8 protein-coding genes and 1 tRNA gene (1 of these 9 only partly in view) are annotated in these 16,919 nt (G+C 49.8%); 3 read left to right on the forward strand and 6 right to left on the reverse strand.

Annotated features, from left to right (window positions below; translation table 11 throughout):
- Positions 1–6,126, reverse strand: the start of a protein-coding gene (locus tag ACOJUO_RS00905) for an anthrax toxin-like adenylyl cyclase domain-containing protein (protein WP_422138676.1). The gene continues 23,775 nt to the left of window position 1, outside the view; only the first 6,126 of its 29,901 coding nucleotides appear in the window; its start codon is at positions 6,124–6,126; the stop codon falls past the left edge of the window.
- Positions 6,127–6,408: 282 nt separating this feature from the next.
- Between ACOJUO_RS00905 and ACOJUO_RS00910 the strand changes: the two genes are divergently transcribed.
- Entirely contained in the window at positions 6,409–8,466 is a 2,058-nt protein-coding gene (locus tag ACOJUO_RS00910; protein ID WP_422138677.1) for a hypothetical protein, read from the forward strand.
- Between the two features lie 213 nt (positions 8,467–8,679).
- Here ACOJUO_RS00910 and ACOJUO_RS00915 read toward each other — a convergent pair whose 3' ends face one another.
- Positions 8,680–10,068, reverse strand: coding sequence for a hypothetical protein (locus ACOJUO_RS00915; RefSeq protein ID WP_422138678.1), 1,389 nt, complete (start codon positions 10,066–10,068; stop codon positions 8,680–8,682).
- A gap of 250 nt (positions 10,069–10,318) precedes the next feature.
- Between ACOJUO_RS00915 and ACOJUO_RS00920 the strand changes: the two genes are divergently transcribed.
- Positions 10,319–12,466 (forward strand): type I secretion system permease/ATPase, encoded by a 2,148-nt coding sequence (locus tag ACOJUO_RS00920; protein WP_422134830.1) that lies wholly within the window; start codon positions 10,319–10,321, stop codon positions 12,464–12,466.
- A gap of 4 nt (positions 12,467–12,470) precedes the next feature.
- Entirely contained in the window at positions 12,471–13,895 is a 1,425-nt protein-coding gene (locus tag ACOJUO_RS00925) for an HlyD family type I secretion periplasmic adaptor subunit (protein ID WP_422138679.1), read from the forward strand.
- Positions 13,896–13,970: 75 nt separating this feature from the next.
- On the opposite strand, the gene ACOJUO_RS00930 is transcribed toward ACOJUO_RS00925, so the two are convergent.
- The 4 genes from ACOJUO_RS00930 to lolB all read right to left on the reverse strand — a co-directional run bounded on the left by ACOJUO_RS00930 (position 13,971) and on the right by lolB (position 16,860).
- Positions 13,971–14,912 (reverse strand): ribose-phosphate pyrophosphokinase, encoded by a 942-nt coding sequence (locus tag ACOJUO_RS00930; RefSeq protein WP_317145524.1) that lies wholly within the window; start codon positions 14,910–14,912, stop codon positions 13,971–13,973.
- A 219-nt stretch (positions 14,913–15,131) separates the two neighbouring features.
- Positions 15,132–15,206: transfer RNA gene (locus ACOJUO_RS00935), tRNA-Gln, on the reverse strand.
- Positions 15,207–15,246: 40 nt separating this feature from the next.
- Positions 15,247–16,131 carry a 4-(cytidine 5'-diphospho)-2-C-methyl-D-erythritol kinase gene (gene ispE / locus ACOJUO_RS00940; protein ID WP_422138680.1) on the reverse strand — a complete coding sequence of 295 codons (885 nt, stop codon included), beginning with the start codon at positions 16,129–16,131 and terminating at the stop codon, positions 15,247–15,249.
- 81 nt (positions 16,132–16,212) lie between these two features.
- Positions 16,213–16,860 carry a lipoprotein insertase outer membrane protein LolB gene (lolB, locus tag ACOJUO_RS00945; protein WP_422138681.1) on the reverse strand — a complete coding sequence of 216 codons (648 nt, stop codon included), beginning with the start codon at positions 16,858–16,860 and terminating at the stop codon, positions 16,213–16,215.
- Positions 16,861–16,919 lie beyond the last annotated feature (59 nt).

The raw sequence follows: 16,919 nt of genomic DNA on the forward strand, positions 1-16,919 counted from the left end.
GGGTTTTGCTTTGCCCTCATTACCTGAAAGATCTATTTCAAGGGTTAATGATGGCATGGTAAAGCCGAGCGTTTCTTTGAAGATATTTCCGTATTTAAGCACCAGGGTGTCGAAGAGTTTTTTGAGACCAACGGTATTTTTCTGAAGCCCTATTTTCATCAGGCTGGGTACAATATTATCGTCCTTTAATATGTATTCAGATAACAGCCGGGTCATTCTTTCCCGAGCTATATGAATGGCATCCTCTTTCTCAAGCGTTTGATAGATCTTCTGCAGGGCCTGCTCTACCCTGTTGGATTTTTTGTGGATGACTTTGCCTAAATCAACCTCTTTCTTTGCCTGCCGCAAAATGACGTCCTGGTACTTTTCCATTGACGACACCGGAAGACCAGCAAGAAGGGCCGGGTCAATGATCAGAGAGTGACGCACATCATGCTGCAACTTCCCGGCCACGTCTTCCAGTTTACTGACCGCCCGATTTTTGATGAGGGCAATATCCTGCTTAGCATCAACGTCAAGGCGTTTGAATTTAGCTCTGGTTTTATCCAGGGATTCCAGCCATCTGACACGATAGACACCCAGAGCCAGCCTGAATGTCTTTTGGTCATCCGGTGATTTGATGGTGTCATAGTAATCAGAAATCGCTCCGGCAAAATCAGACAACTCAAGCGGTGAATACCGAGCCTGATTTTTATGAATGTGTTCAATCCTTGCATGCAGCCTTCCAGACTGATAAACGGCTCTTACCGCCCGAAACATATCGGAATGAGGTTCGGACCGGATTCTGATATAGTCTGGTCCCTTGGCGACTAAATCACTATAAAGCGATGCGTCGGGAAGATTATACAGAGGGGCCAGCCTGAAGCTCTCATCCAACCCATAGTAGAGACCCAGGCTCATTAACTGGCTATTGCTGTATTTCCAGATATTCCCTGCCGGCCCCAGATCATCTTTGCCTGCTAACTGGATAGACCTTAACAGCGCCGAACCAAACAAACCGGAAACGGCTTCCCGAAGCGTTGAATCGGGTATGCTCTCAATACCCTTTGTACCTATTTCAATAACCGGTTTGCCGCCTTCGGGGATAACGACATGACTCTCAAACAGAGGTTTATCCGGATGAACCAGGACACGAACCTGTTCCTCACTGGTATAGCGGATACTTTTTGCGGTTTTGCCCAATTCCCTGAGCTGGTCATTTAACCGCCCTTTCAAAAACAAGTCGGTTACTTTGCTGATATCATCCTGAAGCCGTGAAGCGGGAAAATCGTTATTTCGAACCCCCCTGTCATACTCGGCAATATCAAACTCCACGGCGATATATCGGGCAGGAAGGTCAAATCTCTCTTCCAGATACAAAAGGATACCCAGTCCTCCCGGAATTTTTTCTGTCAGATAACCTGCACCAAACTTCTGATAGGAAAGTTCTTCCTCTCCTATGATTAACACCGGAGCCTTGTCTGGAATAGCTGGGCGCTCAGGTTCATTGAGCTGTCCCGACTCAAGGATTTGCAACAGCGGGGCCAGACTAAACCGTTCACGAAAACTAATCCGGCTGCCGGCTCCCAGCCTGTTACTGATCTCCGTTGGTGTTTCATCAATACGCTTGTATGAACGATTTCGATAGGTCAGGAAGCCATCCACAACATCGTAGTACTTCTCGATACTTGACACCTGTTCAAAGGTATCCGTTTGATAAACCCGACCTTCAGGATCAATAAATAAAATTTTGTCATCCCGCTCGGGGTATTTGATGTTGTCCTGTTCTGTGCCATGGTGACAGACTTTAGGCAACCCCTTTTTCGCCGCCGCTTCATTGATCTGGTCAATGATGTTTTCCTGAAAATGAGTCAAGGTTCCCTTATCGGGATCAAACCTGCGTCGCTCACGCGTACCCAATGCTTCGGTAACACGACGATAGGCAGACAGCCAGCGAGCCCTGGCCAGTTCGCTGGAAAACTGACCCGCGCCCTTGTTCGCTGATGATAACCGCCCAATTCGATCCGCCTCTTCCCTCACGCCAGTCATAAGGTCGCTTGAAGATGTGTCCAACCGCTTGAACAGGGCAAACAGGTCAATGTCTGCCGTAAACAATCGACGGGAGCCATCGTCATTGACTTCAGCCATGACCATCAGGGGACGGAAAGCATTATATTCCGGATGCCCAATGCCATAGTCTTCACTTTTATACTCGACTTTCCAGAGGTCATTGGACTGCCGGGTCAAACGATACTGAAACACCACCGGGCGCTCACCGGCTCTGCCATCACTGGATTCAATGGAACGAGTTACCGTTGCCAGATAACTGCCATCCTCCAGTGGCGTCAGCGAACCCAGCTTGCCCTGTTCCAGCCGACGCTCAATGGCGCTCCAGTCCAGTTGCAGCTGAACGGCGGCCATGCCCGGCAAGTGGGTTGAATGGACATTCTGGTAGTCCCCCTTTTCGATCTGCGACCGATGTTCCAGACCGCCTTTGCCAAAGACCTTGGACAAAGCGGAATCGAAGGGAATCAATCCCGCCTGTATTCCCCAGTCCGCACTTTTGCCCTTGACACTTAAACCTTTTGTGGCAATTTTGATACCGTCACCCAGACCATGATTGAGCAGGTCGGAGGCATCTGGATTAATGGGCCTGATGGCAATCAGTGCCTGGTTTTTCCGGGCAATTTCCCTGAATCCTTCCCAAAGGGCTTGCGGTACACCAGAAGCTGCAAAAGCCTGGTCACCCTGGATCAGCTTTCCCGCCCACTGCTCCAGGGAGACCGGACGTACTTCCGACGGTTCCGGCTCCTGGGGCGCGCGACGCTGTCTGTCACTTTGCCGGAGACTCTCGGCTATCGGGTCATGGCGTGAGAATTCAAGGATGGCACCCGTCGGGTAATCCTGGAGCAGGGTGAAATATCGGGTGCGGGTCAACTGAAACCATTGGCCTGAAGCATTCACCAGAACTTCGCGCTCGCCGCTGTGATTCCAACCTTCAGCCTTCGCCTGACTGATTTGTAAATCGGCGATTTCCTGTTGCTGTTTGATGGCCGTGGCAATCACTTGAAAGCGATGGCTCCAACCCTGGTACAGAAAAAGACGACGATCGCCTGCTAAGTCATTGCCGGGGAGTTGTCGGTAAAGCAGCGTATTCAGAGCTGAGAATGAAGCCCGAGGTAAAATCTGGTTTTGTATAAGAGCCGCCAGTGACTCCGCAACAAAATGGAGTCTGGATTGGCGTGCCAGCGGCGACACAGCCTTAGTGTCATCCTTAGTAACAAAATGGAGTCTGGATTGACGTGCCAGCGGCGACACAGCCTGAGTGTCATCCATAATAGTGTCGGGAGCAGGCGTCAACTCCCCAAGCGGCTGACAACCTGTTGCATCGCGGTGAAAGATGCTGAAATCCTTCCAGAACGCCTCCGGTTGCAGTCGCTCATAAATGACCATGGACAAATAATGAAGGAGAATCAAGCTACCCCGGTCGCTGGCTGGAGCCAGTTCTGCCAGAGCGGTGGACTGAAACGGGGAAAGATCAGAGTCCAGGAAGCTGCCACCCAGAACCAGCTTGACCCCCTCGTTGGTAAAATAGAGTCCATTTTTTACCCAGGGACTCAGAGACACCAGCACCGTAAAACGGTCAGTCATGTCATCAGGTAAACCTGAAAAACCGAGCAATTGGGTAAATGCCAGATTGACGTCCCTTTCGATCTGGCGAATGTCCCTGGATGATAAAAAGTACTCAGACTGGCTGCTGCGATCTGCCGTCACGGTATCCAGCAGCAACTGAATAGTCAGTTTGCCTTTGTTTATCAACTTACTGAATACATAACCGCTTTCATTATCATATCCAAGCTCACGCAAAACCCTATGATAATGCTCTCTGGTGAGGTCAATGGCTCGGGAAATATCATTGCGTGGAAGAACTTCCGTTTCTCCCGGGGCAAAATCTGAGGACTGGATTTTCCAGTGCCCCCCGGGGGTTCTGTAACAGGCCCAGTGCTGTCCATTCCCCTGCTGCCATAGCAACTTTCCACGATCATCAACAGCAGCGACCCAGGGCTGGCCAAGATCATCAATCTGGGTCAGCTCCCGGGCCACTTCCAGAGTATTCAATCTCGCCTGCCCTTCTGGCAGGGCGGCCAGCACCTCCCGGAAAAATCCGACAATGCGCTCATTACCCAATGCGGGATCGGCAAGACAGTAGATCTTTATTCGGTGGCTTGACTGACGCAGCCATTGGCTGGCAAGACCGGCCGCCAGGTCTGACCCGGAAAAGCCTGATAAACGACCATCTGCTGTCAATCGGCCAACCAAAACCAACAGCCCAGATGATGGCGGCTCAGTAAAAAAATCCAGGGCATGATCAGCATCCGGGGAAAGCGCTGACAGCCGCTGTGTCGCCTGAGGGTAACTGCGATGGAGGAATCCGGCGATGGCCTGAATGTCGTCATCCTGACCCAGGGGAAGAACATATTGCTTCAGCTTGCTGTTGTTCTTTTCAAGATGAAATGACAGGCTGTTTTGCTGTGGATCTACCGCCAGAGCCAGGTGTTCTTCGGTGGACAAAGTCCCCCAGCTGGCCAGCTGTTTCCCTATCGGGTGCTGCTCCGGGGGCACGGGCTGTTCGCCCAGCGATTGAATGTAGTCGGTCATCGCCTCCCTGAGCAACTCATCGCCATTGAGAAACAGGTTAAGGCTTTCATCCCCGCGCAGCAGTCCCAACCGGTAAGTACCAATGCGGGCCAGATGCAGGGGAAAACCCTGATCCTTCGCCGCATCCAGCTGGCTGAAATAAAACCGTCGGGTCTCCTGCCAGTTGTAGGGTTCAGCTCCCCCCAGGGCATTGTCTAAAAACCGGTACCTTTTTACCATCAAAGCCAACACCCGTTGTGCGACAGGCGACTCCTTACCGGCGGCCATCATGCTGGCGGACAGACGCCCACGGGATTGTCCGGCCTGAACAGTACCGGGAATCAAACCCGTCTGGTTAATTGACCGAAAGGGTTGCCGGGTCTCTCTGGCTGCCGCCAGCAGTTGCTGACGAACCCCCGGCCTGAGATCATCCAGCAGCTTGAGGCTGTCAATGTAGCCACTGCGAAGCGGTTGCCGGAGTTTGTCCAGGCGGTGAGGGAAGTCGTCCGGATGGCTCTCCAGAATCGCCTGGACAATACCGGCTTCCAGCATTTCCTCTGGCAGGCCATCCAGTTCAATCCCCGTTAACCAATCCCGATTGATGCCGGGCAGGCTATCTGGCCTGACAATAAAGCCACCCGCACTGAACAGGATCTGAAAACGGGCCAGATTTTCCGCTCCGTTAATATTTCCTCGCAGCAGCTCATTGAAGTAATCACTGGTCAGAATGTTCCCTTCTGGCCACAGTGACGCAATATCCCGAACGTTAACCCGGTGCGCCTGATTCCCATGGTCACTTAACCGGCTCAACTCTTCCCTGGCATAGAGAATCTGCTGATTAAAACGCGCCTTCTCAGCGGCCAGTTCTTTGGCAGAAGCATTGGTATAGGAAACCAGAAAATTCTGCACTGCCCGGTCAATGGAAGCCCCCTTATTGAAACTATTGAGAACATGACTGACGGCACGGCGCTGGGTATCGATTATTCGACGGATCAGTTGTCCGGCAAATGGCTCAAGGTCCCGGGCATTGGCAACATCGGCGTGCGCCCACTCTATGATGTATTTTCGCATCAGAGAAGCCAGAGAAACCCTGTAGTCCTGCCAGAGATGGATTTGATAATCGGGGTTAGCCCTGATCCAGGCTTTCAAATAATCCAGGCCAACCCTGTCCAGTGGCTGGAGCAATAACAGGTGAATGGTTTTGGGGGGTTCTTCAAGGGTGCGGTTGAGAAAAGCCTGAACGGGAGATAACACTGAGGCTACCCAGTCTTTCTTAAAGGGTTCCTGCTGCAGGTACTCCTTCGCCCAGGTTTCTATCTGGCTGGCAGCCAGCCAGCCTTTAGCGGAATTTTTCTCCTGGATGGCATCGAAAACACTATAACTCTCCATTAACTTGCGGTAATGAAACGTTTTGCGATCTTCCAGGGAAAGCCCGTTGTCGGCCATTTCCAGAAACTGGCTGAAATCAGGCTCTGATACTTGAGGACGTTTAGCATTCTTACCAGACATTTTTGAAAACCCTTTGCGATAGCCCTTTTACGTTTTCGTGATAGGGATTGCCATGCTGAATAAGACAAAATATATACGGCAATAGGCTTATTTTTATGAGTTACTCAGGTTGATATGAATCTCTGCTATCATTCCCGAGGGCCAGGAACCTTTGCCTGATGCTATGTAATCCGGATATTACGGCAACCTTATTGGTGATTGATTACAGTACAACAGGGTTTAATTTGCCAGCCGATGTGTTTTATTTTCTGGCTGATGACATGATTAAGGGGGGCATTGCCTATGAACTACCGAACTCGTCGTATCTATCGAAAAGACCGCGATACGAATCAAGTCTGCGCTGACCCTCTAGTGTTTTTAATTATGAGATCTGAAAATATAAGAACAAAGGCGTCTTTCCCCATCTTTGCTCTTATGTTCATTGCTGTTGCATGGATTGCCAGCTCCGCTGCAGCGGAAGAAACCCGGCAACATCGCCTGCTATTAATGAATTCCAGCGGGCTGGCTGCCAGGGAGGAAACCTTGAATATCTATGAGGGTTCTGTTTCGTTCTATAACACTTCCCATATTCTGCTGACTGTTAATAATGCTACTGATTCCAGATCTCGCTTTTTAGTTGATTTCAATAACCTTAACGTTGTTCAAAAATGGTCAGATGTTCTTGCCACTTCACCTCCCGAGCAAGACTCTCTCTTCAGCGAGCCGTCAGCCGAATACCTGGCTCAAAAAGCAGGCTCTGTGGTTCCTGTGCCACAGTCAAACCTGACATACATTGCAGCTCTGAATGACATACAGGAAGGCAACAATGGTATAGCCATAATGAGCTCGCTGATTAAAGTGGACAAAGACTGGCAGGAGAATCAATGGCGGAATCGCACTCTCGCTTCATCTTCAGACATTCCGGCTCTGAAAGACATTGTTAGTATGACACTGTCACCGGATGGACAGTTCCTTGCAGTAGTCGCTGCCGAAACCCAAACCCTGCTGATTTTTCGATACGACCAGGGACAATTGCATCTGATGCAATCAGTCTCCAACCCGGAAGATCTTGAGAAAGTTGACAGCTGGTTTGGAGTGCACGATGTAACCATTGCCAGACTACCCCGTGACTCCATCACCGCCTTTATTGCCTCTACCGACCGGTTCGTTCATCTGGTGGTTTTAAACAAGGAAGATCAGTGGGAAACTCAGGAGGCTCAACTTATTGGCCTTCGAAACGTGCCTCAGGCACTCACCAGCATAGCCACCAGCCCGGATGGCAGAAAAATAGCCGTGATTGGCAGACGAGGTAGCCTCCATACCCTGAAACTCATCTCTCCCCCTTTATTCGCAGAATGGCAGGATCCTCCCGAATATGACTACGATGAATCCAATATGGAAAATAACCAGTTCGTAGTAGGGCTTATGAATGTGACGGACCCTAATCAGTCAGACAACGAGGATTATTCTCAATTAATCGTCAGGGTTGACTGTGAAGGCCATGAAGGCAATTGCCCATTCATTTGGCAAAACAAAAGTTTAGTGGTCAACCCAGAGAGTGATACCCCTTTGAGTAAAAAGAGCGGTGGTTGGGCACTCTCAGAAAGATGGCCCCTGACGGTAACAGCAACTAACCCACACAAGCAGTTCAGTCAAATACGAACAGTGGTCAGCGTAAAACCAGCTGATTACACCTCCCGATTACTGAAACGGGTGTTCGCTGGTGTGTTGCCAGCATTGGGCGTAGCAGGCCTGGGTGGTTACGGCCTGATTAAATGTTACAGATCAAGGATGAGAAACTATGAACTCAATCAAGAAGATCCATCCGACGATAAAACAGAAAATATCTCTGATCGCCCTGAAAGCAATGATCAACCAGCTCCGCCAGCCGGTTTAATGGTTCACTTTGATCCTGAATCAAATGGATTAACCCAAACGCTGGTGCACCCGGCACCAGGTGATACAGGCTCCAGTTTAAGCTTATCCCTGTCTTGGCCTGCCCCTGAAGTTATAGATATGACCACTGCAGATGCTCCTGAAGTTATAGATACGACTACTGCAGATGCCCCTGATGTTATGAATACGACTTCTGCAGATCCTCTTGAAGTTATGAATACAACCACTGCAGATGCCTCTGAAGCTACAAATACGACCACTGCAGATGACCCTGAAGCTACAAATACGACCACTGCAGATGCCTCTGTAGATCGCGCATATGGATATGGGGAGCCAACTATTCCACATCATGCTCTCAGAATACCGAAGGGTCCTGGAAACACATATCCTAACCAACGAGGACTGCAAATTTATTTTAAATACTTTGGTGTTGATATCAAAAATAACAAAACAAAAGAGCACTGATCTCATGTGGTGCCTGATTTTAAGGCAATAAAAAACCCCTTAGCGATTTCCCTGCAAGCAGTTCTATCGAAAGGGGCCGTGATACTGATGATCCTGGCTCACCTATGGACTAAGTCAATAAGCAATGTGGGAATCCCAGGTTCGGCATACGAGGTATTCCCCGCCCTACAAAAACGGATAACGAGCCATCATCGTTTTGCAACAGAAAGTGAGTCACCAACATCGCAAAATAGCAACAGCGTTAAACAACGTGGTAAGAAGCGGCACCATCGAAGCGACAAGTAATGGTGAAGACGATTCAAGGGGCAGACCCGCTTGATGAATCCTCAGGAGATGGACGGAACGATCAAAGCGATTGCCGAACACCAGCAGGCCACTGCTGAAGTCAAAGGTAATTCGGTTTCCTGGCCAACCGTCACTTCCTTGGCGACTGGTCAGAGTTGTTTGATAACAGAGGCTACCATTGTCAAACCGAACAACGTGCAAGCCCCGCTCGCCAGCAATCAAAAAAGTATTATTGTCGTATTGCCGGATTTCATCCAGTTTTCCCAAGTCTGGCCAGCTTGACTCGATGGTATTCTCGACGCCTTCCCCGTCCGATGAAAAAATGGCATTCTCACACGCACTTAACGAGCAAACCTGTTGGGTCGTTGCCTGCTTGCCGGTAGCGGTTTGGCATTGATGGGAATACAGTCGACAACCAAGGGCCTGATAGGAATAGTGAGCAGGACCAGTGCCAATGAATTGATTAACAACCTCAGGAGGGCATAAAACTATCTCTCCACCCCTATGGATAAGCAACAAGTATGCATCTGCGAAGATAGCCCCTACAGGTTGGTCAATAACAACCTCACCAATAGCCGGTGTCAGTATGGTGACAGGCCGCCAGTCTTCAGCCAATTGCTCAAAGCAGGCTATCTGGTTGTCAAACGCCCAACTGACACACAATTGCGTGCTGTCCTTATTGAAACTGGCAGAGGAGCAGCCCTGGCGAAAAAGATAGTGACTTTGTCCACCAAAGCGTTGGAATGATCCCGTTTGACAGTTTTTTTCCTGCTGATAAACCCGCAACTCACCCATGAGCAGAGAGCAAGCGGCGAGCCATTTGCCATCCGGGCTCACCCCTAGAGATGAAACACCAGCAAACGCCACTAAAGGGCCCGTGGTCAGCTGCCCCTGTTCCCAACTGAAGCTGCCAATACTTCCTCCCTCTTGACCCGAATCGCTGGATACATAGAAACAGTTTTTATTTTTAACCAGACTTCGATGTTGTCTTGAGTTGGGTGATATCTGGGTCGTCGTTTGCACAACACACTGGTCAGAATCCTCTGAACATTGGAACGCAAGACAAAGCCCCCTGTCATTAATAACAACCACTATCACATTGTTTTTTTTGGCAAATAATGCAATGCCCGCAGGCGCACCAAACCATTGGGTCTCATTTGCAAACTGGTAGGTTTCACGCAACAACACATTGTCAATCAATGTCAGCCCAAGCCCGAGTGAAGGCATCCCAAGAACAAGAAAAATAACAGTACAGCAGGTGCGGCCCACGAGAGCCGCAAAGCAGGCAGAAACTTTACGTACAATATCAGTATTCAAGTTGACACCCTTTCAAACGACGGAATTTACGCTCATTCGATAAAGTAGCACGCTTAAATGAGAATCTGCCTGCAAAAGAACGCCAGTCTGTGCTCTGAAGACAGTTTTTTGTGATTTGCAAAAAATTTGTAACGGAACCAACGGAGAAGTCTACACTGTGAGACTCAACTGAGCAGCTGTCGTGTTAGAGGATTGCATCTTCAGGTTGAACTGTCGTTTAGCAACACAATCAGGATCAAGGATATTGCCAATGGACTCTATAGATGCCGATACCGAGCCATCTGCCGGGAGTGGCTTGTTTTGCTTTTTGTTGATGATGCAATACCTGAAGAAAACCATTGACATTAATGTCATTAAACATGAGTTCTGCCCCGAGGGAGATGACCTGACCCCACTGACGATGCTCAGGGCCTTCAAACAACTGAAACTAAGAGCCAGACAAGTCAGAATCAGGCGGCAGCGATTAACTAAAATACACTGCCCGTTTATTGCCATAGACAAAAACGAGCAGTTTTTCATTATTGCCGCCATCAGCGATGGCAAAGCATTGATTCAACGGGAGGGAATGAGACCTGAGTCAGTTTCTTTGGATAAACTCTGGAGTCATTGGCATGGCCAGGCCATTTTAATTACTGATCGAAGTATTCTGCCAGGCAAAAATCAACACTTCGATATCAGCTGGTTTATACCGGCTATCGTCAAGTTTCGAAAACTGTTCAGGGACATATTGGTTGCTTCTTTTTTCATGCAGCTATTCGCCCTGCTGACACCGCTTATTTTTCAGGTGGTGATGGACAAAGTGCTGGTTCACCGGGCAGAAATGACTCTGAATGTACTGGTTGTAGCGCTGCTGGCTATTTCCCTGTTTGAGGTTATGCTGGATGGCTTGAGAACCTATGTTTTTTCACATACCACCAACCGGGTTGATGTTGAACTGGGTACCCGGTTATTCCGGCACCTGCTGAAACTTCCTGTTGCTTTCTTTCAGAGTCGACCAGTGGGTCAGGTTGTGGCTCGTGTGCGTGAGCTGGAAAACGTGCGTAATTTCCTCACCAGCAGCGCTCTCACCCTGGTCATAGACCTGTTTTTCAGCCTGTTGTTTATTGTTGTCATGTTCTTCTATTCCAGTCGGCTGGCCTGGATCGTGATTGGCTCAATTCCGATCTATATTATCATTTCTATTTTGATTACTCCCCGCCTGCGCCAGAGAACCGAGGAATTGTTTCACCGCAGTGCCATCAACCAGGCATTTTTGACCGAAACCCTGACCGGGGTAGAGACCCTTAAATCCATGGCCATCGAACCCCAGATGCGCCAGCGCTGGGAACATCAGCTGGCCGGTTTTGCTCAGGCTTCTTTTCGCTCGGTGGTGACCGGCATGTACGGCAGTCAGTCGGTGCAGCTGGTGAGCAAGCTGGTCACCGCTCTGTTGATGTGGCAAGGATCTCTGGAGGTCATTCACGGGCATATGACGGTAGGCGAACTGATCGCCTTCAATATGATTTCAGGACAGATTTCTGCCCCCATCCTGAGGCTAGCCCAGCTCTGGCAGGACTTTCAGCAATTTCGCATTGCCATCGACCGCCTCGGTGACATCATCAATGCTCCTACCGAACCCCAGAGTCATTTAAGTCAATCCTCACCTCCGGTAATGAAAGGAGCCATCAGGCTTGAGAATGTTGTTTTTCGCTACAGCCCTGCAAACCCCGCAGTACTGAACCGCATTGACCTGGACATTCCTGCAGGACAGGTGATCGGCATTGCTGGCCGTTCAGGCTCTGGTAAGTCAACGCTGACCAAGCTGATCCAGCGGCTCTTCATACCAGAAAGTGGCAAAGTTTATATTGATGGTGCCAACCTTTCACTATTAAACCCAGCCTGGATCCGACGCCAGATTGGTGTCGTCCTTCAGGACAGCGTGCTCTTTAATGGCACCATTCGAGACAATATTGCTCTTGGGAATCCAACCCTGGATATGGAGTCGGTCATCGCTTCAGCCCAACTGGCCGGAGCTCATGATTTCATTATCGAAATGCCCCATGGCTACAATTCTGAGCTGGGTGAGCGCGGCGCAGGGCTGTCCGGCGGTCAGCTTCAACGCCTGGCCATAGCAAGAGCACTGGCCACCCAGCCCAATATCCTGATTTTTGATGAAGCGACATCGGCTCTGGATTATGAGTCAGAAAAAATTATTCAGGACAACATGCGGGCTATCAGCAAAGGCCGCACCGTCATCATCATCGCCCATCGACTCTCAACTATCCGTCGTTGTGATCGGATTATAGTGATCGAAAAAGGGGTTATTGAAGAAGATGGCAGCCATGATGAGCTGGTTCAACAGCAGGGACGCTATGCCCAGCTGTGGTCTTCACAAATTGATGTAACACAAAGAGTTTAAACAATTGGGACGCATTCTCACGCTGATCAGAGACAGCCTGCACCATGAGAAAAAACATCCTCGGGTCAGGCGCAAAAAAGATGAGCTGGAGTTTCTGCCGGCCGCTGTTGAAATTCTCGAATCACCACCGTCACCGTTCGCTCATGTCCTGATGTTGCTGATTTGTGCCCTGCTGACCTTTGTTTTGCTCTGGAGCTGGTTCAGCTTTATTGACACCGAAGTCACCGCCAACGGCAGAATAATACCAGTGGGCAAGGTCAAGGAAGTACAATCACTGATTGCTGGCCGAGTGGATACCATCTATGTCACAGAAGGTGAGCATGTTTATAAAAACCAATTACTGATCAAGCTGAACCCCACCGAGCCAGAAGCTGATATTCGCCAGATTGAAGCCATGTTGCTGCAAAACCAACTCAATGTCAGGCGATTGCAATTGTTGCTTGAATCGGCAACGGAAACGCCTCTGGCGCCACCTCCCAACCTGCAGCAATGGATTAGCCAGGCTAAGCTGCCGCTCTCGGGAAAGCCAAGCCCTGACCAGTGGTTTCGCCAGCAACAGTTACTGGATTATGACTACCAGCATTATCAGAGCAGCAATCAATCCGTAGTGCAGCAAATCGATCAGCGTCGGGCAAAGGTTATGGCGATTCAGGCCGAAATTGACCGACTGCAGATACTTAACCCCCTGCATCTGGAAAATGAAAAAGCGACCCGGCAATTATTAGACAAAGGTCTTGTGTCACGACTGGAGTGGCTGGCCACCAGGGAAAAACAGCTGGATACCAGCCAGCAGCTGCAGGTCCAACAGAGTCGCCAGAATGAAGCAAAGGCAGAGCTGGCAGCGCTTGTCAGTGAAAAAGAAAGTAGACAAAAAGCATTTCGTCATGAACGCATGGAAAAACTTAATGAGTTCAGTGATAAGATCACTGAACTACAAAACAGCATTATCAAAGCCAGGGAACACAACCAGAATTGTTATATCCGGGCACCGGAAGACGGTACGATACAACAGTTTTCGGCGCTGGGTCACGGCTCGGTGATCCAGCCGGCTGTGACTTTGATGTCGTTGGTTCCGGACAAAGCGGAGCTGCAGGCCGAAGTTATGGTGGAAAACAAGGACATCGGTTTTGTGAAGGCGCAGATGGCGGCCGATATCAAAATAGAAACGTTTCCCTATACATTTTTTGGCTATTTACACGGCGTAGTTGAGCTGGTTTCCAAAGATGCCCGGAACCAGGGCGAGCAGGGATTGATGTATCCGGTATACATCCGATTGAACCAGCAATTTGTCAATGTTAACGGTCAGAATGAACCTTTGCATGTAGATATGATGGTCTCTGCCGAGGTGAAAACCGGTAGACGCCGACTGCTGGCATTTTTTCTGGAACCATTCTTGCGCTACCGTGATGAAGCACTGAATGTCCGTTGAACGGGTTCCTACGCCGGAGCCTTGCGACACCCTCGCCTGGGCGAGGGCTTAAGCGCTTTTGCCAATTCCCTGAAATTACTGGAACATCGCACTGATGGATTCAGCGTTACTGATTCTGCGAACAGACTCAGCCAGCAGAGGCGACATATCCAGCTGGCGAATCCGACCCAAAGCCTGGGCAGCGGGGCTCAGAGGAATCGTGTTGGTCACTACCAGTTCGTCCAGCTCGGAGTTAGCCACATTTTCCAGAGCACGGCCAGACAGAACTGGATGAGTACAGTAGGCAATCACCTTGGTAGCGCCTTTGGACTTCAGCGCAGCTGCAGCAGCGCACAGGGTACCGGCCGTGTCGACCATATCATCGACCAGCACAGAGGTACGGCCGCTAACATCACCGATAATGTTCATTACTTCAGATTTATTGGCTTCAGGGCGACGCTTGTCGATGATCGCCAGATCGGTATTCAGGCGCTTGGCCACAGCACGGGCACGAACTACACCACCGTGATCGGGTGATACCACCATCAGGTTCTCGTAACCCTGACGCTCCATATCATCCAGCAGAATAGGAGAACCGTAAACGTTGTCCACAGGAATGTCGAAGAAGCCCTGAATCTGGTCAGCGTGCAGGTCGACTGTCAGGACACGATCCACACCCACTCCGGCAATCATGTCAGCGACGACTTTGGCACTGATTGGTACACGGGAAGAGCGCGGACGACGATCCTGACGAGCGTAACCAAAGTAAGGCAGCACCGCTGTGATGCGAACCGCAGAGGAGCGACGCATGGCGTCTGCCATAACCAACAACTCCATCAGGTTGTCGTTGGTAGGGGCGCAGGTGGACTGGATGATAAAAACATCACGACCACGGACGTTTTCCTGAATTTCTACTGCAATTTCGCCGTCACTGAAACGGCCAACATAGGCCTTGCCCAGGGGAATATGCAGGTGATTGACAACCTTGTGCACCAGCTCCGGATTTGAGTTGCCGGCAAACACCATCATTTTGGACACGGATAAATACCTTGCTCTGGTCGTAGTCGTGGGTGGATGTAGCTCTTCACCAAAGGAGCTGACCGCCCATCGCCGACAGCAATGAGCGTCACATCCTGTTTTTGTCTGCCTGGATTGGAACCATTACCATCGAATGTTTCGAAGGTGAATGTTTTGTCCTGAGCGTTACGTCTCATAAAACAGTGGAGAGAGCTATCTGTAAGATAGGATTCTAAACAGTGGCTGGGGTGGAGGGATTCGAACCCCCGCATGGCAGGATCAAAACCTGCTGCCTTACCGCTTGGCGACACCCCAGTAACATAATTTACAGTCACTGTAAGCGGGATAATGGAGTTTAATTCACACATGATCGCAGTTGACTGATCGAGTTGTGAAGCGGAGATGTATTGACACCACTGGCAACGAAACCATCAACGTCAGAGTCGATTTCTGCCAGAGTCGCTTCCGCCTCTTTACGACTGGCAAACGGCATAAACACACAGGCACCCGAACCGCTCATCATGGCCTGCCCCACGCTCGAATTTCCGGAATTATCCAACAGCACTAAACATTTATCAACTTCCGGATAAAGCCTTCGAACCAATGGCTGAAAGTCATTGGTCAGCTCATTTCCATGCAGCCGGTTCAATGCGGCGGAAACTTTAATGGGACGAGTATCTCTTGTCAATTCCTGATGACGGAACATTTCGGTAGTGTTGACATGGCAGTCAGGTTTGAGAACCAGGTACCAATTCTCCTCAGGACTGACAGGAGTAAGCTTCTCGCCAACCCCCTCAGCAAAAGCAGCATGACCCCGAACAAATACCGGAACATCAGCTCCCAATTTCAGTCCCAGCTCTGCCAGTGTGTCTTCGTCCAGTCCCAACCCCCACAATAGATTCAGACCATGGAGTGTTGTAGCCGCATCGGAGCTGCCGCCCCCAATTCCACCGCCCATGGGCAGACGTTTAAGGAGCGTAATTCTGACGCCTTTTTCACAGCCTGTATGAGTTTGTAAAAGACGGGCAGCCTTGAGAACGAGATTGTCATCAGCGACCAGCTCTGGAAGGTTACAATCCAGTAATAACTCGTCATGATTTTCGAAGGTCAGCTCATCGGCAAAATCCAAAAACTGGAAAACGGTCTGGAGCTGATGATAACCATCTTCTCGACGTCCGATTATGTGCAAGAAAAGATTTAGCTTGGCCGGAGCAGGCAAAACCAGAGTTGAAGACGACATCAACGAACCATCCTGAAATTGCGATCATGAACTATCAAGCAACTTCTGCCCGATAGCAGAAGAGAAATTAAAGATGAAAGCCTATTTTAGCTGCCATCTTCTGGCAAACAGAGTTGCCTGCACCTCACCCTGTCGGACTTTTATCCTGGCAGGCAAGGTCATTCCGGAGAAGTCCCCGTATTGCAGATATTCAACCTGCCACCCCTGCTGTGTGATCAGCTCGGGATAACCCAGATTATTTAACCGGATAGTGGCTCTGGTATCAGGACTGGGCAGCCCCATGACCCAATATCGCAGCAGACTGACAGGTAAATCCCAACCGGTCAGCTCAAACAGCAATTTCTCAGGACTCTGGCCTGGATAACGCTTACCTGAGGCTTCCAGTTCTACTGAGCCCGGTTGACCATTAATTTTTGCCACTGTCTGTCCCAGGGGACCATCCAGATAGATAAGATAGTTCTCTTTATTCTGTTGCCATTCCAGAGACAGGGTTCCAGAATCTCCGGGGACTCTTAACCCCAGTCGCCCTGTCAAGTGCCAATAATCCAGTTCTGAGAGCTGCTGTTGATGAGCTTTCCACAATGACTGACGCTGAGCTTCTGAAAGCCCTTTTTCCGGTTTGGGAGCCGTGGCGCAACCAGAGAGAAGCAGGGCAAAAATCACAAGAATAGACAGTTTTGTTGTTAATGAAGAGTCAGTCAGGTATGAAGTTGAAAACGGTATCTGCATACAACTTGCCAGTTTTTGCGTTGAGTGAACGGGCCGCCAGGCCCGTTATGATAGATAAT

Source organism: Endozoicomonas sp. ALC020 (assembly GCF_049275935.1).
Classification (GTDB): Bacteria; Pseudomonadota; Gammaproteobacteria; order Pseudomonadales; family Endozoicomonadaceae; genus Endozoicomonas_A.

Bases quoted from the DNA above. Each gene is read 5' to 3' on its own strand.
- ACOJUO_RS00910 (WP_422138677.1), top strand. From the start codon at position 6,409: ATGAACTACCGAACTCGTCGTATCTATCGAAAAGACCGCGATACGAAT.
- ACOJUO_RS00920 (WP_422134830.1), top strand. From the start codon at position 10,319: ATGGACTCTATAGATGCCGATACCGAGCCATCTGCCGGGAGTGGCTTG.
- ispE (WP_422138680.1), bottom strand. From the start codon at position 16,131: ATGTCGTCTTCAACTCTGGTTTTGCCTGCTCCGGCCAAGCTAAATCTT.
- lolB (WP_422138681.1), bottom strand. From the start codon at position 16,860: ATGCAGATACCGTTTTCAACTTCATACCTGACTGACTCTTCATTAACA.